The sequence below is a fragment of the Saccharothrix syringae genome, from assembly GCF_009498035.1.
GTDB classification, from domain to species: domain Bacteria; phylum Actinomycetota; class Actinomycetes; order Mycobacteriales; family Pseudonocardiaceae; genus Actinosynnema; species Actinosynnema syringae.
Genome location: NZ_CP034550.1, coordinates 3,121,521 through 3,142,641 on the forward strand (window position 1 = coordinate 3,121,521; position 21,121 = coordinate 3,142,641).

Annotated in this window: 23 protein-coding genes; 20 read left to right on the forward strand and 3 right to left on the reverse strand. The window is 71.8% G+C overall.

Annotated features, from left to right (window positions below; translation table 11 throughout):
- Positions 1 to 80 precede the first annotated feature (80 nt).
- The 11 genes from EKG83_RS14290 (at position 81) to EKG83_RS14340 (ending at position 8,219) form a co-directional block, all read left to right on the forward strand.
- A complete protein-coding gene (locus tag EKG83_RS14290; RefSeq protein WP_228122614.1) occupies positions 81 to 527 on the forward strand; it encodes a hypothetical protein in 447 nt (148 codons plus the stop codon).
- The gene (locus EKG83_RS14295) at positions 521 to 1,525 is read left to right on the forward strand and encodes a hypothetical protein (RefSeq protein WP_033435442.1); all 1,005 of its coding nucleotides are present in this window, start codon (positions 521 to 523) and stop codon (positions 1,523 to 1,525) included. Before EKG83_RS14290 ends, EKG83_RS14295 begins: the two co-directional genes overlap by 7 nt.
- A 107-nt stretch (positions 1,526 to 1,632) precedes the next feature.
- Positions 1,633 to 2,343, forward strand: coding sequence for an SAF domain-containing protein (locus EKG83_RS14300; RefSeq protein ID WP_033435443.1), 711 nt, complete (start codon positions 1,633 to 1,635; stop codon positions 2,341 to 2,343).
- Complete coding sequence (locus tag EKG83_RS14305) at positions 2,343 to 3,248, forward strand: hypothetical protein (protein ID WP_033435444.1); 906 nt, start codon at positions 2,343 to 2,345, stop codon at positions 3,246 to 3,248. The genes EKG83_RS14300 and EKG83_RS14305 overlap by 1 nt, the downstream gene beginning before the upstream one ends.
- The gene (locus EKG83_RS14310) at positions 3,245 to 4,699 is read left to right on the forward strand and encodes a CpaF family protein (protein ID WP_033435445.1); all 1,455 of its coding nucleotides are present in this window, start codon (positions 3,245 to 3,247) and stop codon (positions 4,697 to 4,699) included. Before EKG83_RS14305 ends, EKG83_RS14310 begins: the two co-directional genes overlap by 4 nt.
- Positions 4,696 to 5,613: a type II secretion system F family protein gene (locus EKG83_RS14315; protein WP_194283019.1), complete on the forward strand. Its 918-nt coding sequence runs from the start codon at positions 4,696 to 4,698 to the stop codon at positions 5,611 to 5,613. The genes EKG83_RS14310 and EKG83_RS14315 overlap by 4 nt, the downstream gene beginning before the upstream one ends.
- A 4-nt stretch (positions 5,614 to 5,617) precedes the next feature.
- Positions 5,618 to 6,511: a type II secretion system F family protein gene (locus tag EKG83_RS14320; protein ID WP_033435446.1), complete on the forward strand. Its 894-nt coding sequence runs from the start codon at positions 5,618 to 5,620 to the stop codon at positions 6,509 to 6,511.
- Between the two features lie 47 nt (positions 6,512 to 6,558).
- Entirely contained in the window at positions 6,559 to 6,747 is a 189-nt protein-coding gene (locus tag EKG83_RS14325) for a hypothetical protein (RefSeq protein ID WP_033435447.1), read from the forward strand.
- Between the two features lie 5 nt (positions 6,748 to 6,752).
- Positions 6,753 to 7,208: a TadE/TadG family type IV pilus assembly protein gene (locus EKG83_RS14330; RefSeq protein ID WP_051766968.1), complete on the forward strand. Its 456-nt coding sequence runs from the start codon at positions 6,753 to 6,755 to the stop codon at positions 7,206 to 7,208.
- A gap of 103 nt (positions 7,209 to 7,311) precedes the next feature.
- Positions 7,312 to 7,719 carry a pilus assembly protein TadE gene (locus tag EKG83_RS14335; protein WP_265590334.1) on the forward strand — a complete coding sequence of 136 codons (408 nt, stop codon included), beginning with the start codon at positions 7,312 to 7,314 and terminating at the stop codon, positions 7,717 to 7,719.
- Positions 7,716 to 8,219 (forward strand): hypothetical protein, encoded by a 504-nt coding sequence (locus tag EKG83_RS14340; protein ID WP_051766969.1) that lies wholly within the window; start codon positions 7,716 to 7,718, stop codon positions 8,217 to 8,219. Before EKG83_RS14335 ends, EKG83_RS14340 begins: the two co-directional genes overlap by 4 nt.
- Before the next feature lie 117 nt (positions 8,220 to 8,336).
- On the opposite strand, the gene EKG83_RS14345 is transcribed toward EKG83_RS14340, so the two are convergent.
- Together EKG83_RS14345 and EKG83_RS14350 are read right to left on the reverse strand one after the other, a co-directional pair.
- Positions 8,337 to 8,966 carry a histidine phosphatase family protein gene (locus tag EKG83_RS14345; protein ID WP_170191972.1) on the reverse strand — a complete coding sequence of 210 codons (630 nt, stop codon included), beginning with the start codon at positions 8,964 to 8,966 and terminating at the stop codon, positions 8,337 to 8,339.
- 159 nt (positions 8,967 to 9,125) lie between these two features.
- The gene (locus tag EKG83_RS14350) at positions 9,126 to 9,491 is read right to left on the reverse strand and encodes a hypothetical protein (protein WP_033435450.1); all 366 of its coding nucleotides are present in this window, start codon (positions 9,489 to 9,491) and stop codon (positions 9,126 to 9,128) included.
- A gap of 190 nt (positions 9,492 to 9,681) precedes the next feature.
- Here EKG83_RS14350 and EKG83_RS14355 point away from each other — a divergent pair, with 190 nt between their 5' ends.
- From EKG83_RS14355 to EKG83_RS14390, 9 genes are all read left to right on the forward strand, one after another.
- The gene (locus EKG83_RS14355; protein ID WP_033435451.1) at positions 9,682 to 10,104 is read left to right on the forward strand and encodes a hypothetical protein; all 423 of its coding nucleotides are present in this window, start codon (positions 9,682 to 9,684) and stop codon (positions 10,102 to 10,104) included.
- Positions 10,105 to 10,171: 67 nt separating this feature from the next.
- Positions 10,172 to 13,171: a helix-turn-helix domain-containing protein gene (locus tag EKG83_RS14360; protein WP_051766970.1), complete on the forward strand. Its 3,000-nt coding sequence runs from the start codon at positions 10,172 to 10,174 to the stop codon at positions 13,169 to 13,171.
- 1,157 nt (positions 13,172 to 14,328) lie between these two features.
- Positions 14,329 to 14,484, forward strand: coding sequence for a hypothetical protein (locus tag EKG83_RS46870; protein ID WP_170191973.1), 156 nt, complete (start codon positions 14,329 to 14,331; stop codon positions 14,482 to 14,484).
- A 41-nt stretch (positions 14,485 to 14,525) separates the two neighbouring features.
- Complete coding sequence (locus tag EKG83_RS14365; RefSeq protein WP_153278083.1) at positions 14,526 to 14,783, forward strand: hypothetical protein; 258 nt, start codon at positions 14,526 to 14,528, stop codon at positions 14,781 to 14,783.
- On the forward strand, positions 14,780 to 15,976 hold the full coding sequence (locus EKG83_RS14370) for an AAA family ATPase (RefSeq protein WP_033435453.1): 1,197 nt from the start codon (positions 14,780 to 14,782) through the stop codon (positions 15,974 to 15,976). The genes EKG83_RS14365 and EKG83_RS14370 overlap by 4 nt, the downstream gene beginning before the upstream one ends.
- A gap of 47 nt (positions 15,977 to 16,023) precedes the next feature.
- The gene (locus EKG83_RS14375) at positions 16,024 to 17,775 is read left to right on the forward strand and encodes a VWA domain-containing protein (RefSeq protein WP_033435454.1); all 1,752 of its coding nucleotides are present in this window, start codon (positions 16,024 to 16,026) and stop codon (positions 17,773 to 17,775) included.
- Between the two features lie 76 nt (positions 17,776 to 17,851).
- Complete coding sequence (locus EKG83_RS14380) at positions 17,852 to 18,199, forward strand: hypothetical protein (RefSeq protein ID WP_033435455.1); 348 nt, start codon at positions 17,852 to 17,854, stop codon at positions 18,197 to 18,199.
- Between the two features lie 40 nt (positions 18,200 to 18,239).
- Positions 18,240 to 18,728 carry a hypothetical protein gene (locus tag EKG83_RS14385; protein WP_033435469.1) on the forward strand — a complete coding sequence of 163 codons (489 nt, stop codon included), beginning with the start codon at positions 18,240 to 18,242 and terminating at the stop codon, positions 18,726 to 18,728.
- A gap of 54 nt (positions 18,729 to 18,782) precedes the next feature.
- Positions 18,783 to 19,691, forward strand: a complete 909-nt coding sequence (locus tag EKG83_RS14390) for a DUF4192 domain-containing protein (protein WP_051766971.1) — start codon at positions 18,783 to 18,785, stop codon at positions 19,689 to 19,691.
- 736 nt (positions 19,692 to 20,427) lie between these two features.
- Here EKG83_RS14390 and EKG83_RS14395 read toward each other — a convergent pair.
- The gene (locus EKG83_RS14395) at positions 20,428 to 21,099 is read right to left on the reverse strand and encodes a DUF6338 family protein (protein ID WP_033435456.1); all 672 of its coding nucleotides are present in this window, start codon (positions 21,097 to 21,099) and stop codon (positions 20,428 to 20,430) included.
- Positions 21,100 to 21,121: the final 22 nt, after the last annotated feature.

Genomic DNA, 21,121 nt, shown 5'->3' on the forward strand with positions numbered 1-21,121 from the left:
TACTCGCCTCCTGCGGCTCCAACAACACGAACGGTTCCGCAACCGACGCGTCCGAACCGGCCGCGAGGAACTCGTTCCCGTTGACCGTTCCCACCGCCTCCTTGACTCCGACGGACCAGGCCAAAAACTCCGCGCTCGCCGCATACCAGGGCATGTGGCAGGATTTCGCCGTGGCCGGGGTCACCTCGGACTGGCAATCAGCGACCCTCGGCAGACACGCCACGGGCACCGCTCTGACCAACCTGACCCGGGGACTCTACGGCGATCACTACAACGGGCTGGTGACGAAAGGCGAGGCGACACACGACGCCGAGGTCGTCTCCGCCGAACCCGAGGACAACCCGACGAAGATCGTCGTGGCCGACTGCAGCGATTCCACCAAGGCACTGAAGTACCGCGCTGACGATGGCCAACTCGCCGACAGCACCCCCGGGGGACGGCGATTGATCAACGGCCAGGTGGAGCAACAAGGTGACAAGTCCTGGAAGGTCACCGACTTCGCAGTGCACGAGGTGGGGACATGCTGAACACCAAGCGGGCCCTCGTCGCGGTAGGTGCGACCGCCGTCGGCCTCGTCCTCGGTACGACACCTGCGTTCGCGGGTGACAACTACGGCAACGTCACCTGTAGCCAGACTCCCTCTCCGTTGTGCGATTTGGACGCCGGCACGACCGGCGACCCCGGCAGGCCAGGAGGGAACCCGGGCTCCGGCAAGCCGGGCCGCCCCGGAGGTGACACCAGTACCGGGAGGCCCAACAACCCGGGCGACACGATCATCGGCGGTGACTCGAACCTGGCAAGTTGCTCCTACGTCGAGAGCGCCTACCAACCGCCGTCCGGTGGCGTGATCACCGCCGCGTACAAGCCGCCGACGACCAGCGGTGGAGTGGCCCACGCTGCGGTGTTCCGCGCGCAGGTGGCGCAGCCCGGTCAGGGTCCCGGCGCCTGGTACGTGTGGAAGTGCACCGGCGAGGGCGTCGTGGACGCCTTGTACCGGCCGCCGGTATGGATTCCCGACGGCCAACAGCCCGACGCGGCGTTGCTGCCCTCACCGGCTGAGCTGGCGCAGATGGCCCGCAAGCAGCTCCGGCTGCCCACGCCGACGATCGCCGCGAATCCGGCTCGCGACCAGCTGGTGAACCTACCGACCTGGATGTGGCTGTCGGGCGGCTTCGGGCCGGTCTCGGCCACGGCCTCGGTGCCCGGTGTCTCGGTAACCGCGACCGCCACACCGACGTCGGTGACCTGGTCGATGGGCGACGGATCCACCGTGACCTGCACCGGTGCTGGAACGCCGTACACGTCGGCCACCGACCCGAAAGCACCCTCGCCCGACTGCGGCCACGTCTACCGCCGCTCCTCGGCCGGCCAGGCGGGGCAGGCGTTCCCGGTGACGGCCACGGTGCACTGGACGGTCACCTGGTCCGGCGCGGGCCAGGGCGGCACGTTCCCGGAGATGACCACCACGGGCAACGCCGACTTCCGCGTCGCGGAGTCGCAGGCGCTCAACACCGGCCGCGGCTGACCAGCACCCCGTCCCCACAGGTCCACATCTCCACAACCACACCTGTTCCGCTCGCTGATCACTTCGGCGACGCGGCGCACTACCCCCATGCCTTTGGAGGTCCCAACGTGAGCACCAATACCACTACCAGGCCGGACACCAACCGCCCCGCGGCTACGGCCGACGGCCCTTGGATCAGCGACGGCAAGAAGCAGTTCGCCTCGCGGCTGCGCGCCACCAACCGCCGCCGAAGCGTGCCCTACCTGCTGCTCGGTGTGCTGCTCGTGCTCGCCTGTGCAGGCGGGTTCGTGCTGGTCTCGCTGAACTCCGGCGACCGCCGGGCGGTACTCGCGCTGGCCCGCGACGTGTCGGTCGGCCAGGTGCTGACCGCGCAGGACCTGCGGCAGGTCAACGTCGCGGTCGACCCCGGTGTGGCGGTGGTGGGCGCGGACCGGGCGACCACCGTGGTCGGCAGGCCACTGGCGACCAGCCTGTCAACCGGAGCCCTGCTGACGCCGAACTCGGTCGGTGACGCCGCGATTCCGACCAGTGGCCAGGCCATCGCCGCGCTCGCGCTCAAACCCGGTCAGTTCCCACCCGAGGTCACCGCGGGTGCGCGGGTATCGGTGGTGTTCGTGCCAGACCAGGCGGGCACCGCGACCAGTCCGCCCGCCGACGGCGGCACCGTGTGGCCCGCCGTGGTCACCAGCGTGACCACCTCACCTAACGAGCAGAGCGCCGTGGTCTCGATCCAGTTGACCGAGGTCGCCGCTCGTCAGGTCGCCGCGGTGCCAGCCGGGCAGTTGTCGATCGTGATGCTTCCGATAGGGGGCCGCTGATGTTGGTCTCGGTCCTGTCCTTGAAGGGCTCGCCGGGCGTGACGACCTTCGCCGTGGCCCTGGCCGCACGGTGGCCCGCTCCGGCCCGCGCCCTGGTCGTGGAGGCCGACCCCTCGGGCGGTGACCTGGGCCTGAGGTTCTCCCTGCCCTCGACGCCCGGCCTGGTGAGTCTGGCCGCCGCCGCCCGCCGCGGTGGCGACGCCGACCTGGTGTGGCGACACGCCCAGCAGCTTCCCGGCGGTCTGCCGGTCATCGCCGCACCGCCGGACGCCGAGCAGGCCCGGGCGGCGTTGTCCGCGCTCGTCCCCAACCCGACCAGCGGATTCGGGGTCGTGCGCGCGGCGGCCGACCAGCCCGGCACCGTGGTCGTCGTCGACTGCGGGCGGGTCGATCCCGGTTCTCCCACCTTGCCGATCGTGCGGTCCTCCGACGTGGTGGTGCTGCTGTCGCGGACGCACGCCGACGACCTCGCGCACCTGCCCCGCCGACTGCCCACGGTCGGCCGCTGGAGCCCCAAGCCGGTGCTGCTGCTGGTCGGAGAGGGCTACAGCAGCGCCGAGGTCGCCTGGGAACTCGGCGTGTTGCCGCTGGCACGGGTGCCGCACGACCCGAACGGCGCGGCTGTGCTGTGCGGGCGACCGAACAAGCTGCGCTGGGGACGCAGTGGCTCTTCCTGCTCCGCACTGGGCCGCTTCGCCCACAAGGTCGCCACCCAACTCGCCGCTCGCGAACGACCCGCCCCACCGTCCCCGCAACCGGCGGAACCCGCCGTGCTGCGAGCACCGGCTACCGCGCTGCACGCAATCCCCAGAGTCCCCACCAGCCCGGTATCGCCCGGTGGTGTCCGCCCCGCGCCCAGTCCGGGCATCGACCCACATCAGCAGCAAGGAGGCCAGGCGTCATGACCTATCCGACCGATCGCTGCTCGGCGCCCATGCCACTGCGCCCGTACCAGCAGATCGACAAGGCCCCTTCGGTCGGCGGCCGGGTACCGGCCTGGAGTGCCGACGAGAACGAGGGCGACCCCACCGCCGCCACCACGCGGCTGCGCCAGTACCTGCGCGAGCGGTTGAACGCGGAACTGCCGCAGCGGGTGGCCGACCAGCAGGACCGCACAGGCACCACCTCCAGCCGCGAAGCCCGACGCGAGCTGGCGAGGGGCATCCTGGACGAGGCATTGCGGGCGCACACCGAGCACGAGCTGGCCGCAGGCCGGCCGCTGCTGCCTAGTGAGGTCGAGCAGCGGGTCGTGGCCGAGGTGGTCAACGAGTTGTTCGGCATGGCCGGGTTGCAGCCGTTGCTGGACGACCCGACCGTGGAGACGATCAACGCCAACCGCTACGACCGGGTCTTCGTCCAGTACGGCGACGGTCGCCGCGTTCAGGTAGGCCCGATCGCGAGCTCCAACGAGGAGCTCACCGACCTGGTGCGGCTGCTCGCTGCTCGCGCCGGCAGCCAGGAGCGCCGGTTCGACCAGGGCTCTCCGGCGGTCAACCTCCAGCTCCCCGGCGGTGAGCGGTTGTTCGCGGTGATGGGCTTGACGGCGGGCGGGGTGACGGCGTTGTCGATCCGTCGCCACGGCTATCTCACCGTTACCCTGCCCGAGTTGCGTCGCCGCGGCACGCTGGACGTCGGTCTGGAGGCGTTTCTGCGGGCGCTGGTCAAGGCCCGCAGGAATGTGCTGATCACCGGCGGTACGGGGGCGGGCAAGACCACGTTGTTGCGCGGGCTGGCCTCGGAGATGGACCCGCTGGAGCGGGTTGTCACCGTCGAGGACGCGTTCGAGCTCGGCCTGGACCACGATCCGGAGATCCACGCGGACGTCACCGCCTTTCAGGCTCGTGAGCCCAACGTTGAGGGCGAGGGTGCGATCAGCCAGGCCGAACTCGTCCGGTGGGGGCTGCGCATGTCCCCCGACCGGGTGATCGTCGGCGAGATTCGCGGGCCCGAGGTCATCCCGATGTGCAACGCCATGAGCCAGGGCAACGACGGCTCGATGGCCACCCTGCACGCCAGCAGCTCGCGGATCGCGTTCACCAGGTTGGCCTCCTACGCCGCCCAGGGCGTCGAGCGGTTGCCGTTGGAGGCGACGAACCTGCTGGTCGCTTCGGCGGTGCACTTCGTGGTGCACCTGGCCCGCGCCGAGGACCGTCGCACCCGCGTGGTGTCCTCGATCCGCGAAGTCGTGGGCGCCGACGGCCCACAGGTGATCTCCAACGAGGTCTACCGCCCCGGTGCCGACCGGCGTGCCCGTCCCGTGGCCGGGGCGCTGCGCACCGACACCCTCGACGACCTGGTCGAGGTCGGCTTCGACCCCTGCGTGCTGGAAGACCCCGAGGGCTGGTGGGCCCCATGATCGTCGCAGCGAACATTGCCCTCAGCCCCACCACGGCCGCAGCGGCGATGCTCGGCGTGGGCACCGGGATCGGCCTGTTGCTTGTCGTCCTCGGCTGGCGCGGCACCGGCCCGAACCGTCCCCACCGCGTTCGCACTGTCGTCGACCGGCACTGCACGCTGCGCCTGGCGTTGGCGGTCGCCGCCGGGATGGTGGTCGACCTGCTCACCGGGTGGGTCGTCGGTGCCGTGCTGGCCGGACTCGCGGCCTGGGCGTTGCCGCGGGTGCTGGGCCGCGACCCCGAGCACACCCGCCGGGTGGCGCGCATCGAGGCCATCGCCACCTGGACGGAGATGCTGCGCGACACCCTCTCGGCCGCCGCCGGGCTGGAGCAGGCCATCCTCGCCACCGCCCCGCTCGCACCGGCCGCGATCCGCGACGAGGTCGGCGGCCTCGCCGCCGGAATCGAGAACGGCGAGCGCCTGGCTCCCGCGCTGCGCATGCTCAGCGAGCGCCTGGACGATCCCGTCGGCGACCTGGTCGTCGCCGCCCTGCTGCTGGCCGCCGACCAGCAGACCCGCCGGCTGGCCGACCTGCTCGGCTCACTGGCCGACGCCGCCCGCGGCCAAGCCGCGATGCGAATGCGGGTGGAAGCCAGACGCGCCCGCACCCGCACCTCGGTACGGGTCATCGTCGGCACCACGCTGGCCTTCGCCGTCGCGGTCGTGCTGCTCAACCGCGACTACATGAGCGCCTACGACAGCGCGGCCGGACAAATCGTGCTGCTGGGCATCGGGGCGCTGTTCACCCTCGGCTTCGCCTGGCTGGCCCGCATCGCCCGCGTCGCCCAACCCGACCGCTTCCTCTCCACTACCGCCGAGCCCGACCCGAGCGGCGTGCAGCGGGTGCCCGTGGTTACCGGAAGGCAGGAGTGACGCCGTGATCACCTACCTCGTCCTGGGCGTCGGGTTCGGGATCGGCCTGTGGGCCTTGGCGGTCTACCTGTTCCCCCCGCGCCCTGCCCTCGGCGCGCTCCTGGCCCGCGCCACCGCGCCCCCGGCTCCCGCACCGATCCTGGCCACCGATGACACCGGCTGGGCCATGAGGCTGGGGCGTCCCGCCGTCGCCCCGCTGCGCGCACTCGGTCTCCCCGGTCCGCGGCTGGCTCGCGACCTCGCGGTCATCGGCCGGTCGACCTCGACCCACTTGGCGCAGAAAGCCACCCTCGCCATCGCCGGCCTGCTGCTGCCGGTCCTACCGACCGTGCTGCTCACCGTGGCCGGGCTCGGTCCGGGCTTCCAGCTCCCCGTCGTCGCCGGGCTCCTGCTGGCCCCCGTGGGGTTCATCCTGCCCGACCTGCGAGCCCGCGCGGAGGCCGCCAAGCTGCGCGTCGGGTTCCGCCACGCCCTGTCGGCCTACCTGGACCTGGTGTGGATCACGCTGGCCGGTGGCGCCGGGGTGGACAGCGCCTTGGGCGACTCGGTGAACATCGGCCGCGGATGGGCCTTCGAGCAGATCCGCCGAGCCCTGGACACCGCCCGCCTGACCCGCACGACCCCGTGGGCCACGCTGCGCCGGCTCGGCGAGGAACTCGACATCACCGAGCTGGCCGAGCTCGCCGCCTCGGTCAGCCTGGCCGGCACCGAGGGCGCCAAGGTCCGCACCTCACTGGCCGCCAAAGCACACGCCCTGCGCACCCACCAGATCACCGAAGCCGAGGGCGACGCCCAAGCCGCGACCGAGCGCATGTCGCTGCCGGTCATGGCGCTGTTCCTCGGCTTCCTGGCATTCATCGCCTACCCCGCGCTCATCCAGGTCCTCAATGGCCTGTGACATCGAGCGTGAACACGACCAGCCCGTGAACAAGGAAGGAGAACGCGATGCGCTCGCAGATGGAAGCGCTGTGGACCGTAGTGCAAGCCCGGTGGGAGGAGCTGCGCCGGCACCCGGAGGCCGGGTACTCCACTGAAACCGTCCTGGTGACCGCATTGCTTGTGGTGGCCGCGCTCGCGGTGATCGCGATCGTGGTCGCCAAGGTCACCGAGAAGGCCAACGGCATCATCTTGTGATTCCCATGAACAAGAAGGAGTTCCTCGCTGCCCGGCCGGCACGGCACGGCGTGTGGGCCCGACGGCTTCGCCGGGCGTTGCGCGGTGAGCGAGGTTCGGTCAGCGCGGAGCTGGTGGTCGCCACGCCGCTGCTGTTGCTGATGCTGCTGGCCATCGTGCAGTTCGCGCTGTGGTCGCACGCCACCCACATCGCCCAGGCCGCCGCCTCGCAAGGGCTGGCCGCAGCGAGGGCGCAGAACGGGACGTCAGCTGCCGGGACGGCCAGTGCGCGGCAGATCCTCGACCAGCTCGCCGCAGGACCGCTGCGCGGCGCCGCCGTCACCGTCGACCGCGGGGCGGTCTCGGCGTCGGTGCGCATCAGCGGGACCGCGACCCCGGTGGTGCCGTTGCTGAGCCTGCCCGTGCACGCCGAGGCGGTTGGACCGGTCGAGCGCTTCGTACCCGACCCGGCAGGCGGGTGAGAAACCGATGACCGCATCGACAACGACGCCTCGGTGCGGCCTCGGCCGCCGACCGCACGGTTCCCAGGGGTGGTGGGCCTGGTGGCGGGCCGACGACGGCTCGGTGGCCGCCGAAGTCACCCTCGCCGCCCCGTTCCTGGTCATGCTGCTCGTGTTCGTGGGCGTGGTGGTCCACCGGGGTGTCGACGCGCGCATCCGCATCGACGACGCCGCTCACCAGGCCGCCCGCGCCGCCAGCATCGAACGCATCCCGGCCGCCGCTATCGTCGCTGCCCGGTTCACCGCCGCCAACGCGCTTTCGCAGGCTGGCGTGACCTGCGCGTCCCTGTCGGTGAACACCGCCACCGGCGGCCTGCGGCCCGGTGGCACGGTCAGCGTGACCGTGTCCTGCGCCGTGGACTTCGGCGACGCGCTCATCCTCGGCGTGCCTGGCGGCAAGACCCTGTCGGCCACCTCGGTCGAACCGGTCGACCTCTGGCGCTCGGCTCTCGATACCGGGAGCTGGACATGACCCGTCACGCCCAGCGCAGCCGAGGGCCAGCGGCGAACAGGTGGGCCCGGTGGTGGCGCGCCGACGAAGGTCGGGCCAGCGCGTTCGTCGTCGTGCTCACCACGGGCATCCCCGCCCTGGCCGGCCTCACCCTCGACGGCGGCAGTGCGCTGGCCGCGAAGATTCGGGCAGGTGGCCAGGCCGAGGCCGCCGCCCGCGCTGGAGCCCAGGCCGTCGACCTCGCCGCCTACCGCGCCGACGGCACCCTGCGACTCGTGCCCGCCCAGGCGATCGCGGACGCCGGAGCCCACTTGGCCGCCCAGGGGGTCACCGGCACGGTGACCGTTTCCGGTGACACCGTCACGGTCACCGTGACCGCCACCCGGAACACCCAGCTGCTCGGTCTGCTCGGCATCGGATCACTCCAGGTCCACGGCCGGGGCAGCGCCCACCCGCAGCACGGCGTGACGGCGGTTGCCCGCGGGTTCGCGGATACCCAAGCCAACCCGAGTGGGAACTGAAGCATGGGAGGCCGTTCCGTGCGGAGACGTCGGCAGCCGGGCCGGAACACCGGGAGGTGCTGCCCCGGGTGGACAGCGGAGTCCTGGCGCTGCTTGTGTCGCCCGGTCGGCGAGACGTCACGTGGTCTCGTACCGGAGGTGAGCGGTGTCGTTGAAGCGGATCAGGCGCCAGTTGTCGGTCGTGTCGTCGTGCTCCCATTCGGTGACGGACGCGAAGTCGGGATCGATCCGTGTCCCGGTTCCGGGGCGGGGAATCGCGAACAGGGTCATGAACCCGACCACGATGACACCGGCGTGGGTGACCGCTGCCACCGTCTTGCCCCGGTAGGTCGTGGCCAGCGTGTTGAGCGTGGTGTGGACGCGGTTGCGGAAGTCGTTCCAGCTCTCGCCGTCGGGGCAGACCGGCCGGTCCGGTGCGGCGACGAGGTCGAACGAGCCGTACCTCGCTTCGAAGTCCGCTCGGGGCAACCCGTCGCCTCGACCGAGCCGCAACTCGCACAGGTCGCGGTCGGTCACGACGGTGTCCGTGCCGAGTGCCGGGCGCAGGATTTCTGCGGTCTGACGAGCCCGGTCCGCGGTGCTGGAGAGCAGCACGTCGACCCGTCGCCGTTCACTCGCGAACCGGGTTCGCAGGGCGTCGGCCTGCCCGCGCCCGCGGTCGGTCAAACCAAGGCACCCCTGCTCGCTCGACGCGATGTCGCGGACGGTGTGGTGTGACTCGCCGTGGCGGATCAGGATCAGCTGCACGGTGGAGGAGGCTATCGGGCCCGGGTCGGTGACCCGGGACGCCAACGGCACGGTGCCCCGGTTCGGAGGGTCCGCGGATTCCGAAGCGGTCGGTGGCGGAACCCCACCTGTGGGTCCGCCGTGACGTACCTATTTGCCAGCCTGGGCTCGCGCAGTCGGCTACACGGGCCAGTCGAGTTGTTCTTCGGGGATGCCGAGGGTGCGGCCGTACGCCTGGGCTTCGGCTCGCCCGGCGCTGTCGCCCCGTGGATAGCGGAAGACCCGGCCGGGGAAGACCACGAAGGTCTCCTCGGGTGTGCGGAAGTCGGCGTACCAACCGGGCTGGTCCAGTGCGTCGGAGAAGGCGCGGGCCAGCTCGTTCGCGTCCGCTTCGTCGGCTTCGAAGTCGAGCAGGGTCCATACGGGCGGCTGGTCCGCGGTCGGGTTCTGCACGGCGACGCGCCTGACCTCCCGGACGACAAGACGCATGCCACGCAGCGTCGCGCCGGTACGCAGGCTTTCGGCGATCAACACGCCTGTGATCATCGTCCGTCCTTCACGGGTGCGGGCCGTTCGCTGCTGCGACATCCGGCAGGGGCGATCCTCGTGGGAGGCACGGTATCGCGCCGCACCGTCAGACCACCCAGGACACGGAGCCCGCAGCGCGGCGTGACAGCCCTCGCAGCGTGACACGTCGCTGTTCACCCCGAACACGCGCCCGAGACAAGGAGAAAGCATGGCCACGCCCGAGCAGATCCGGCAGCGCGTCGAGGACGCCGACACCGCCCGCAGCGTCCGCAGGGCCGCCGCCGCGCAGCAGATCGGTGTGCTGGCCCAGCGCCGGGCCGGCATCGTCGCACAACTCGAAGACGTCGAGCGGGAGCTGGGCGACGTCTTGGCCGAGGCGCAGGACGTCATCGGCATCGACGAGTTGGCCGGGTTCACCGACCTCAAGCCCGCCGACCTGTCCGGCTGGCTCGCCGGCCGCCGACCCACCCGCGGCAGGCGCAGGAAGTCCTCCACCGGCACACCGCGCGAGCCGAACTCACGGCCGGTCACGTCCAGAAACTCCACTGTCACCCGGACCCCTACGCCTCGTGAGCCCGCCCCCGCCGAGGACTCCGACAGCACCGGGCAGGGCGTGACCGCAGCGCCGTGACCGGCGAACCCGGCGCCACGACACCAGCCGGGCAACAGTCCTGAACCGTCATGGAATCGAGCACGCCGTGACCACAGCATCGCGCACGTCCCACCGACAGCCGCGGCGACGGCAGCCGCGGGGGAGTGTGCGGCGCGGTACTGGCCGCCTCCTCGGGTTCGTGGCCGGTCTGGTGCGCGGCCTGGCTGCGGCCGTGGTCCTGTTCGGTCTGTTGGCGGGGTTGCCGTGGGCGATGGTGTGCTTCGTCGGCTGGCCGCTGCCCGACCACCTGCCTTCGTGGTCCGAGGTCCAGGGTGTGCTGCTGAGTCCGATGACCACCGTGTTTCTGCTCGATGTCCTCGCCTGCGCCGGGTGGGTGGCCTGGGCGCGTTTCGCCTTCGACATCGTTCGCTGCACGATTCAGGTGGTCCGCGGCCTGCGGCTGCCGGATCCGGCCGCGGCGGGACCGGTGCGCCGGATCGGCGCGGTGCTCGTCGGCGCGGTCCTGATCTCCCTGCTGGGCCACCGCACCGGCTTCGCCTCGACCGGCCTGCCCACCTCCGGGATCGGCTCCGAGGTGGTGCTGACCGTACCGGCCTGGCACCACCCGGCGACCCGGGAGATCAGGCCGGCCGCCCGGCCCGTATCCGCCGGTGCCGCTGTCGACGCGGTGAAGCAGCCTGTCCGGGCGAAGTCGGCGGTGGTGCTGCCCTACGACCCTGTGACCGGTTTGTACGACTCGCTGTGGCGCATGGCCGAGCGCACGCTGGGCGATGGTGAGCGGTGGCCGGAGATCTTCGAGCTCAACAAGGGCAAACCGCAGGCCGGAGGCGGCACGTTCACCCGCCCGAGCCTGATCCACCCCGGTGAGGAGATGGCCCTGCCCGACGACGCCACCGTTCCCACGGCACCGACCACCGTGGTGGCACCGGCTCCTGTCCCGCAGCAGACACCCCACAGCACACCGGCACCTCGACAGAGCACACTGCCGCCCACCCGACCTGCGCCTCCGGACCCGCCCACATCCGGTGAGGTAGGGGTGGCCTGGGGTGAGGAGTTGTTCGTCGGGCTCGGCCTGGTCTCGGCGGTCAGCGCGGCGTTGGTCCTGGCCCGTCGGCGCCACCGTCGCCGTTATCGCCCCGGCAGTGGTGACCGCACCGACCTGCCCGTTGCTCCGGTGGTCTACCAGCTGCGTCTGGCGCACCTGCACGCCGAGGAACCCGACCTCGACGAGGTGGCCTCTGGTCACGCGGCCGCGTGGTCGCGGCGCGCGTCAACGACGCCCGTCGTGCTCGGTGCCGGCGCAAGCGCGTCGGATGAGCAGCGGTCGGTGCTGTCGGTGGGCGTGCGGGACGGTCGGGAGATCGCCTTGGACCTGGCCGCCGTGCACGGCCTGGGCCTGATCGGCGCGGGCGCCGCCGCCGCGGCCCGCGCGCTGCTGCTCACCACCTTGACCACGACGGCCGCGTACGGCCCTGCCCAGGTGATCGTCCCGGCCGAAGACCTCGCGGTGCTGCTCGGCCGCCGGGCCGCCCAGGCGTCGCTGCTGGCCGGTGTGCATGTGGTGGCCGACCTCGACGCCGCCCTGGACGTCCTCGAAGCCGACACCCTGGTGCGCACCGGCCGGTCGAAGCAGGCAGGGCGCGACCCGTGGCCATCCCTGGTGTTGCTGGCCCGAACCCCCGAGCGCCAACGCCGCCGTCTGCAAGGGGTCCTGGACAACGGCTCCGACCTCGGAATCACCGGCCTGCTGCTGGGCCAGTGGGCCCCTGGTGTGACCGCCTACGTCCGTGCTGACGGCACCATTTCCACCACCAGCCCCGGTCTCGGTGAACCCCTGCGCGGTACGCGCGTGTTCTGGCTCGGCGACGACCACACCGCGGACCTGCTGACCCTGCTGCACCACGCCGCCCCCAACGACGAACCCGGGACCGGCGGCAAACCCGACACGCACGAGGGCAGCGAACACACAGTCGCCACTTCATCGGCACCGAAGAGCGACACAACCCCGGAGCCGGAGCTTCCCGCCGGCGGCGAGACACCCCCGCAAGCCAGCACCGCCCTGGAAATCACCGGCACAGCACCCACCATCCCACCCGGCCTTTTCCGGCGCCCGACCCATCCAGGGACCACCCAGTCACAACCGGCCGACGCGCCCGCACACGCCACCACCGCCGCTGCCGCGCGCACCGTCGCCGAGCCGGTCGACTTGGTGAACTCCACGAACCTGCCCACGCGCCTCCAGACCGGTGGCATGTCCGGCGCTGCCGGGATGCCGTTGCGGATCAGGGTGCTCGGGCCGCCGCGGGTGTGGTGGCGAGGAGGGACAACAGGCGGCGAACGCGAGATCACCGCGGCGTTCCAACCTCGTGTGCGCGAGCTGCTGGTGTTCCTGGCGCTGCACCACGACGGCGCCAGCCGCGAGGCGCTCATCGCCGCCCTGTGGGCGGCCAGTCCACCGGAGAAGACCACCAGCGCGATGAACAGCGGCCTGACCCGGCTCCGTCGCGCCGTGGCCGCCGCCACCGAGGGCGCCTTGTCGGACGTGGTGCTCACCAGCGAGGGCCGCTACCGTTTGGACCCCGACCTGGTGGAGGTCGACTACTGGTGCTTCGCCGCCGCCGTGGCCGCCCGCCGTGCCGCCACCACCGAGCAGCAGCGGGTCGAGGCGTACCGGCGCGTCGTCGCCGGCTACAGCGGTCCGCTGGCCGACGGGTTGAGCACCGAGTGGATCGAGACCGCCCGCGAGGCCATCCGCCGTGACGCCATCGACGCCGTGGCCGCCCTGGCCCGCGCCCTGGTCGACCACGACCCGCGGCAGACGCTGGACCTGCTGGAGGTCGCGCGGGCGTTCGACCCGCACAACGAGCTGATCTACCGCGACATCATGCGCCTGCAGGACCGCCTCGGGCAGCTTGACGCCATCCCGCGCACAGTGGCCCTGCTGACCACCCGCCTGGCCGAGATCGACGACCGCCCCACCCCGCAAACGATCGAGTTGGCCGAACGGCTGCGCCGCCGCCACGACACCACCGACGCCTCCGACCGCCCGCCGTGGACCGACTGCGGACACTACAGAGCCGGATGACCGACACCCCGAGCCAAGCCGCCACCGGCCCGCCGCTCCAGACGGCGGCACCACACGCGCGAGGACCGCCTCGTGCGTGTGGGGGACAACGGCATCGTGTCGACCGGCGTCACCGAATCCGGCCACTGCCACGGTCAAGGCGCCGTCTCCGCCATGTCGGCGGCCATACGCCGAAATCCGCTCGAGTGAGGCAGATTGCACGAGTCGACCCGATCGAGGTCCCGGCAACACCTCGTCGACTTCCGGCCGAAAAGGCTTGGTGGAGTGCGATTGAATGCCGGAAGCGGGTCCGCGTGCCGTGTGCGACCTGCGTGTCGGAATGCTATCGTGCGGAACGGTGCATCTGTCCGCATATTTCTTGTACTCGGAATGAGAGTCGGCTGTGGAGAGAGTTTCACGCGGGTCGTGTTGTCTCGAAGTCTGCGGACAAGGCGGTCGGCAGTTCGTCCGCAAGACGGCCTTCGGGGGACGCGCATCGACATGATCTCATCCCGCTTCGCCTCCGCGTCTCCAGGCGCATCGGCCATCTCGGGCAGCCGCATCGGACGATGGCCGTCCGTGGTCGAAGTGAAGATCGTCCGCACGTACGGTGACTTCCGTTGGGGGCTCGTATGGGGGCTCAGATGGGGGCTCGTATTGGGGCTCGTGTTAGAACGGTGCCCCCTGTGGAGGGTGAACATGCCGGTCAGGGGGCCGTGGAGGGCTCCTCTGGTATCCCAGACTCGCTTGTCCACAAGCCGGTGAACACATCGGGGCGGCCTGCGGTCGGCTCCCTGTGCTCCTGTCACCGCGGCCCCCGCTTCCCCGCGGTGTCGCCCATGTCCCGACCTGCCTTCGTTCTCCACAATGCGCTTCCTGGTTCATCGTGTCTTGCCATTAATTGTTGGTCGCTTTCTCCTTTTTGGTTCTCCGGATTCCAGTGGGGCGTTGACCTGCGGTTATGTCGGACGCGGCGGTCGGAAGTGTGCGCGGGTTGGTCCGGCATTTCTCGGTGAAACCGATCGGGTGACATTCAAAAGAGTCTTGAAAATGGGCTGTCAAACTATTGCGCGGCGCGCGGCGTCGAGTCATAATTAAATTGTCGCCGGGGGAACCGGAAAGCCCAACCAATGCCACGCCCGGCGCGAGCCATGTCAAAAACGAACCGGGAGCCGATCATGTGCTACGCCGACACCACCGCCAACGACGACGGCACCGCCACCGCGTTCTGCTGCTGCGGGTGGTCGGAAGACCACGCCATCCCGGACACGGCGGATACCGCCGCCGAACGCCACCAGAACGCCGGCGACGCCGTCGAGTCCGTCGCCGCCTGACATCACCACCCGCCACCCCGCACAGCCCGAAAGGATTCGTGATGACCACACCCGACCTGCCCACCCGGCCACCCGTCGACGTGTGCACCTGGCTCGGTAGGCACGGTTTCATCAGCAGTGCGAGCGGACGTGTGCACCGTCATCCGACAACCGGTGCTCGCGTCGTGATCCACAACACCGATCAGGTGGACCTCACCGTCCACGCGCACGGCGGGGCGTGGCGCGCACGGTTGACCCGGGTTCCGTTCCCCGTGATCGCCGCGACGGTCGCCGCCCTTGACCGGAAGGACGCGCGATGACTGCGCTCCCGCCACCCGTCGGCATCCCGCCCGCCGCGCCGACGCCCCCGACGGGCGGGTCGGCATCGCGGTTGCGCAACGGGGAACTACGCGCCATGGTCGCCCGGATTCTCGCCGACGACCCGGCGAGCGCGTTGACCCCGCGTGCCATCGCCGCCCGGCTCGGTGGTCGGTCGTCGGGTGCGGTGGGCAACGCGTTGACAGTGCTCGCCGACCGGGGCGAGGCTGACATCGCGGCGACCACGCCGCTGGCCTACCGCGCCACCGCGACCACCGCCGCCGTCGCCGCCCCCACCATCGCACCCGCGCCCGCCCCGTCCGGCGCGTCCCGCCCGCGTCGCACGAACACACTCGCCCCCGCCGCCGCGCCCACCGCGCCGGCACCGGCGGTGGTGGTGACCGGTCCGGTCGCGCGCCCGAACGGGATGACCTACCACCCCCGGGTGTTGTCGGGGATGCCGGATGTGACCGCGTTGCGGCGGTTGCGCGACGCAGGTGTCGCCGCGCTGCTGTACGGACCGCCGGGTACGGGCAAGACCAGTGTGGTGGAGGCGGCCTTTCCCGATTTGGTGACGGTGCAGGGTGACGGGGACACCACGGTGGCGGATTTCGTGGGGGAGTACACCCAGACCGACGATGGCCGGTACGTGTTCGTGCACGGTCCGCTGGTACGTGCGATGCGCGAGGGTGTGCCGCTGTTCATCGACGACGCCACCCTGATCCCGCCCACCGTGCTCGCCGTGGTCTACCCGGCGATGGACGGCCGCCGCCGGATCGTGGTGAAGGCCAACGGCGGCGAGGTCGTCGACGCCGCGCCGGGGTTCTACGTCATCGCCGGGCACAACCCGGGCGTGCACGGCGCGATCCTCACCGACGCCCTCTCCAGCCGGTTCTCCGCGCAGATCCAGGTGTCCACCGATTACGACCTCGCGACCCAACTGCGGATCGACAAGCGGGCGGTGAAGGTCGCCCGCAACCTCGCCACCCGACAAGCCAGGGGCGAGATCGGGTGGGCACCGCAACTGCGGGAGTTGATCGCGTTCCAGAAGATCGCGGGCGTGCTGGGCGCGGACGCCGCCGCCGGGAACCTGGTCGGCATCGCCCCGGAAGAGGACCGCGACGTCGTCGCCGCCGCCGTCAAAGCCGCCTTCGGCACCACCGTCGAGCCACTCGCCCTCGGCACCCGCATCTAACCCACACGCCACCGCCCCACGCCCACCGTCCTGAAAGGCCACACGTCATGAGCATCCATTTGGTAGCCGATCCCAACGCCGTTGGTGTCGCCGTGTTCCCCGCCCGCCCCGAGTGGCTGACCCTGTCCGCCGCACTGGCCGACGAGGTCGACGTGATCGCCGACCGGGACGACCTGCTGGTCACCATCGCGCCCGGCGCGGGCGGGGGAGCCCCGGCGTGTTTCTACCCCGCCCGGGCGCTGATCGAGGTCGACGGCGAGCACCTCGGCGTGGACCCCGCCACCGCCGACCCCGCCGACCTGTCCGACCGCGCCCGCTACGCCACCGCGTGGGGGCTGCTCACCCACGAGTGCGGGCACGCCAAACACACCGCCTGGCACCCACCCGAGAACACGCCGCCCGGTGTGGTCGCCGCCGCCCTGCTGCTCGAAGAGCCCCGCATGGAAGCCGCGCACATCCGCCGCCGCCCCGACGACCGGCACTGGCTGCGTGCCTCGGCGACCAACCTGATCCTCGCCGACACCGACGCCACCGACCCCGCCCGCGCACCGCGCATGACCACGGCGCACGCCGCGCAGACCGCCGCGCTGGTGTTGGCACGGGTCGACGGCGGCATCCTCACCGCCACCGAGACCGCCTCGGTCGCCGCCGTGGTCGAGGCCATCCTCGGCGCGGACCTGCTGGCCGAGTTGCGCGGGCTGTGGCGCGAAGCGCTGCGCACCGCCGACGACGACGCCGAGACGATGATCGACCTCGGGCTGCGGTGGTGCCAGGCCATCGGCACCGACCCCGACCACCCCGATCCCGACGCGTCCGGCGACCCCGACTCGTCGGACGCCTCGGGTGTGCCCTCACCGCTGACCCAGGCCATCGGACAGGCGTTGGCCAACGTCGCCCAAGCGGTCGCCGACGAACCCCCGCCGCAGGACCCCGCCGCCGTCGCGGCGGCACGGCGAGCCTCCCAGGACGCCACCCGCCAAGCCAACGAGGCCACCGCGCGCACGGTGTTCTCCGGCGCGCACCACAACCCGAAGGGCTACGGATCCACCGCCACGGCCGGCACCCGCCCGCCCACCGCCGCCGAACACACCGCCGCCCGCGTGCTCGCCCGCGCGCTGTCCACCGCCGGCGTCCGCGACCGGGCAGCGGTCAAGTCCACCTCGCCGGTCCCGCCCGGTCGGTTGCGGATGCGCGGCGCGCTGGCCGCCGACGCCCAACGCGCCGCCGGGGCGACCGTGACCGCCGAACCGTTCACCCGCACCACCCGGCGCACCGTGCCCGCCCCGCCGCTGCGGCTGGGCATCGCCTGCGACGTGTCCGCCTCGATGGGCGACCTGCGCCGGCCGGTCGCCTCGACCGCGTGGATCCTCGCCCACGCCGGACACCGCGCCACCGTGCCCGTCACCACCGCCACCGTCATCTACGGCGCGCACGTCCGCCCGATCACCCACCCCGGCACCGTCCCCGACCAGGTGACCGAATTCGAGGCCGACGACGGCTCCCACGACATCGCCACCGCCGCCGCAGCCCTCGACGGCGCACTCGGACTGTCCCACCCCGGCGCGGCACGCCTGCTGGTCATCGTCTCTGACGGCAAGTACGACCAAGGCGAACGCGCCGCCGGATGCCACGAGGTCGACCGGCTGCGTGCGTCCGGGTGCGCCGTGCTGTGGCTGACCACCGACGAGCGCGACATGCCCTTCGACGGCGTGACCGTGCACCGGTTGACCGACCCCGCCGCCACCGCCCGGGCCGTCGGACACGCCGCCACCACCGCCCTGCGCGCCACCGCCCGCTAACCCACCCCGGTCCAGGGGGCGGAACCCCGCCCCTCGGACCGCCACCCGTACCACCACCGCCACGAGGAGACCAACGATGACGCCGCACGACACCCCCGAGATCGAGATCGTCGTACGCCGCTTCACCGACAACGGCTGCCAGGTGACCGCAGTCGTCGCCGATCCGGCCGACGCACAGCAGACCCTCTACGGCACCGTCACCCGCAACGGCACGCTCGTGGGCAGCTACTACTGCGCCGATCGCGTCCGCCAATCCGACTGGCGCATCGTCACTGCCCTCGGCCTCCCCCTCGAACTCGACCGCCGCCCCGTAACCCCGGTTTCCGAGAGCGCTGCCGTCCAGGTGCTGACCACCGTCCTCACGGCCCGCGACAGCGACGAGGTCGAACAACGCCTCCGAGCCGCGATCCGCCCTCTCCGGTGACCGGACCACCGCCGCCGGCCGACCTCGGTTGGAGAGCACCATGACGACCGCGTCCGACCTCGCCGAACGCGCGGTGCGTGCCGCACGGGCCCACCGCGCCGCCGACCCCGACGGGTTCCACCACCGCCACGACACCCCGCAGACGTGGGACCGGTGGGCACGCCGCGCCCGCGTCGCCCGCACCCTCGCCGCCGCGCTCGACGTGCCCGTGGACGCGGTGCTGGTCACCGACGACCCGCACCGCACCTACCCCACCCGCGCCGGAGACGTCCCCGGCGACCTGATCACCGTTACCGACCCCGCCACCGGGCACGCGTGGCGGTTCGTCCCCGACCACACCACCCCCGGCCAGGCCTGGCTCCTGCTCGACCGCTGTCCCAGCTGCGCCGCCACCGTGCCCGCTGCCCGCATCGCAACCCTCGCCGACTTGGGCGACCACCTCAACCCCGGCAGGCCGCGCACTCCACCAGCCCACGACCCGGCACAACACCGCCCCGGCTGTACCGCTCCCGTCGAGGACCGGCGCTGAAGAGCGCCTCGACCGACGAGTCCACGCAACACCCGCACACCCAGGAGGACACCGATGCACACCTTGATCACCCCGTCCGACACCGCCGCTGACCCCAGGCCCGTCGTGCTCGCCGACTTCTTCGACACCCACGACACCGACCGGCGGTGGCTGGGCACCCTGCAAGGCGCCACCGACCCCAACTCCCTGCGCGCCACCGCCACCGGACGACAGCTCACCGAGGCCACCGACCCGGAAACCTTCACCTCCGCCGTCAACCACCTGATGCACGCCTCGGCCGACCAGGACGACGGCTTGCGCTGCCACCCGGCCGACGGCTGGCCCTGGCCGTGGAACGACTCCCGCCACGCCGACTGGATCTACCTCTTCGACGGCACCCGCGTCTGGGTCGCCGCGCCGTCGTCGAACCACGTCATGACCCCGACCGCCCTGCTGGCCGACCCCGACGACGCCCTCGCCCGGCGCACCACCCTGCTCAACAAGCTGGCCGACCGCGTCTTCGCCACCCCGCCCGATCAACCGGCCGGTCCCGGTCGGCCGAGCCGACGACGCAGCCGGTTCGACCTCGTCCACGAGCACGTGCTGGCCACCGCGGACCGCACCCGGGCCCTGACCGACGACGAGATCGCCGCCTTGGCCTTCGCCCTGGCCGACCCGCTGGTGCGCGACGCCAGCCTCTCCTTCGCCCTCGGCGAGCACGCCCAAGCAGCGGAGAACCTGTGGGGCCAGCTGGTCAAGGCCAGCCCCGCCCCCGAGCGAGCCGAACCGGCCGCACTCCTCGCCGCGTTCGCCTACCTGCGTAACGACGTCGACCTGGCCACCGCCGCCCTCGCCCACGCCCGCAACGCCTGCCCCGGCCACCGACTTGGCGAACTCCTCCGCGAGACCATCGCCACCGGAGTGCCCGCCGAGCACCTGCTCCGCATGGCGCACCACAGCCAAAGCCTGATCGACCAACTCTGACCCGACACACGCGATGGCCACCCGCACCACCGCAGATCCCGGCGAACCTCCGACGCGGCGGAGTCGATCAGCAGGTGGTGCACGCGACGGGCTCGCCCCTCCCCACCGACCCCCGCGCCCCGTCATGCCAAGTCGTACCCATGTGCTCACTGGAAACCATCCTGGCGGGCGTGCACCGCCCGGAGGGTTCGGCGCCGAACAGGTCGTCCCCCGCGCCACACCAAGCGCACGTTGACGCTCGCGGCGGTGAGCAGCGCGGTGCGCTCCAGGTACTCGTCGCGCTGGCACAGCAGCCGGGTCAGCGGACCTCGTCCGCCCAGCAGTGCGCCGGCAGACCCGCCAATGCCGCCGGGCTCACGCAGCGCACCAGGAGCAGCAGGCGCACGGAGCCGTAGCCGAGGTCGGCAGGGCGTCCAATGCCAGCGCCACCGCGATCGCCGCGCCGGTGGGGATCAACAGCCGCCCGGGCGGGCGGAGCCGGCGACCGGCGGACGCGGCGGTGACCACCAGCCCGACCACCGTGCCCAGCGGTGGCGCGGCGTGGACCGGGGATGGGGAACGCGAGCGCCGGCAACGGCAACGACCAGGCGTCCCGACGTGATCACCACGGCGTGCGAGCCGACCAGCCATGATGATGGCGCGGTGATGCCGTGACCGAGTTGCATCGCGGGATGGTCGAGCACCACGTGCTCGCTTTGTCGGGGACGGGAGCTGTCCATGGCGGAGTTGGCGCTGGTCAGGGCGCCGGCTGGTCGTCCTCGCCGTCGGTGACGAGGTAGGTGACCGTGAGGAATTGGATTCGTCGGGCGCTGATGGCCACGGCGTTGACGTCCGGCAGCACAGCGGCGGTGGTCGAGCTGGCCGGACGGTGGGTGATGTCGCCGCGTAGGGTCAGCTCGCGGTCCGGGTGCTCCTTCGCGGTGCGGCTGTAGGAGTGGAGGAAGCCGGCGAGGTAGGAGCCGTCCTCCAGGGTGCACCCGACGAAGACCTGGGCATCGGGGTGCTCGCGGAACAGCAGCCACCAGGCGGACTGCTGGGTGTCGCTGAGCCGGCGCGCCGAGGGGTGCCGTGCGGCCCGGCAGGCGAGGACGACCGCCGAGAGGTGGGCGAGGACGCACGCGGTGGCGACGAACCCGACCGACCACAACACCACCTCCGCGAGGTGGTCGATCGGGTTCCGGAGGAACGAGCCGACATCCGGCGCGGCTCTCGGGACCGCCAGTCCCGCCCCCACCAGGCCGACGAGCAGGACCAGGTCGGAGCACAGGCCCGCCGCCACCACGGCGACGGTTTCCCGGAATGCCGAGAGTTCGCGTTCGGGCGAGTCGCGTTCCGTTCGCCGCACGAACACCAGACCGGGCAGCAGGAGCGTGGCGAAGATCAGCAGGCTGGTCAGCGTTGTGGGCACGGTTCGTCCTTTCGGGGGGCGC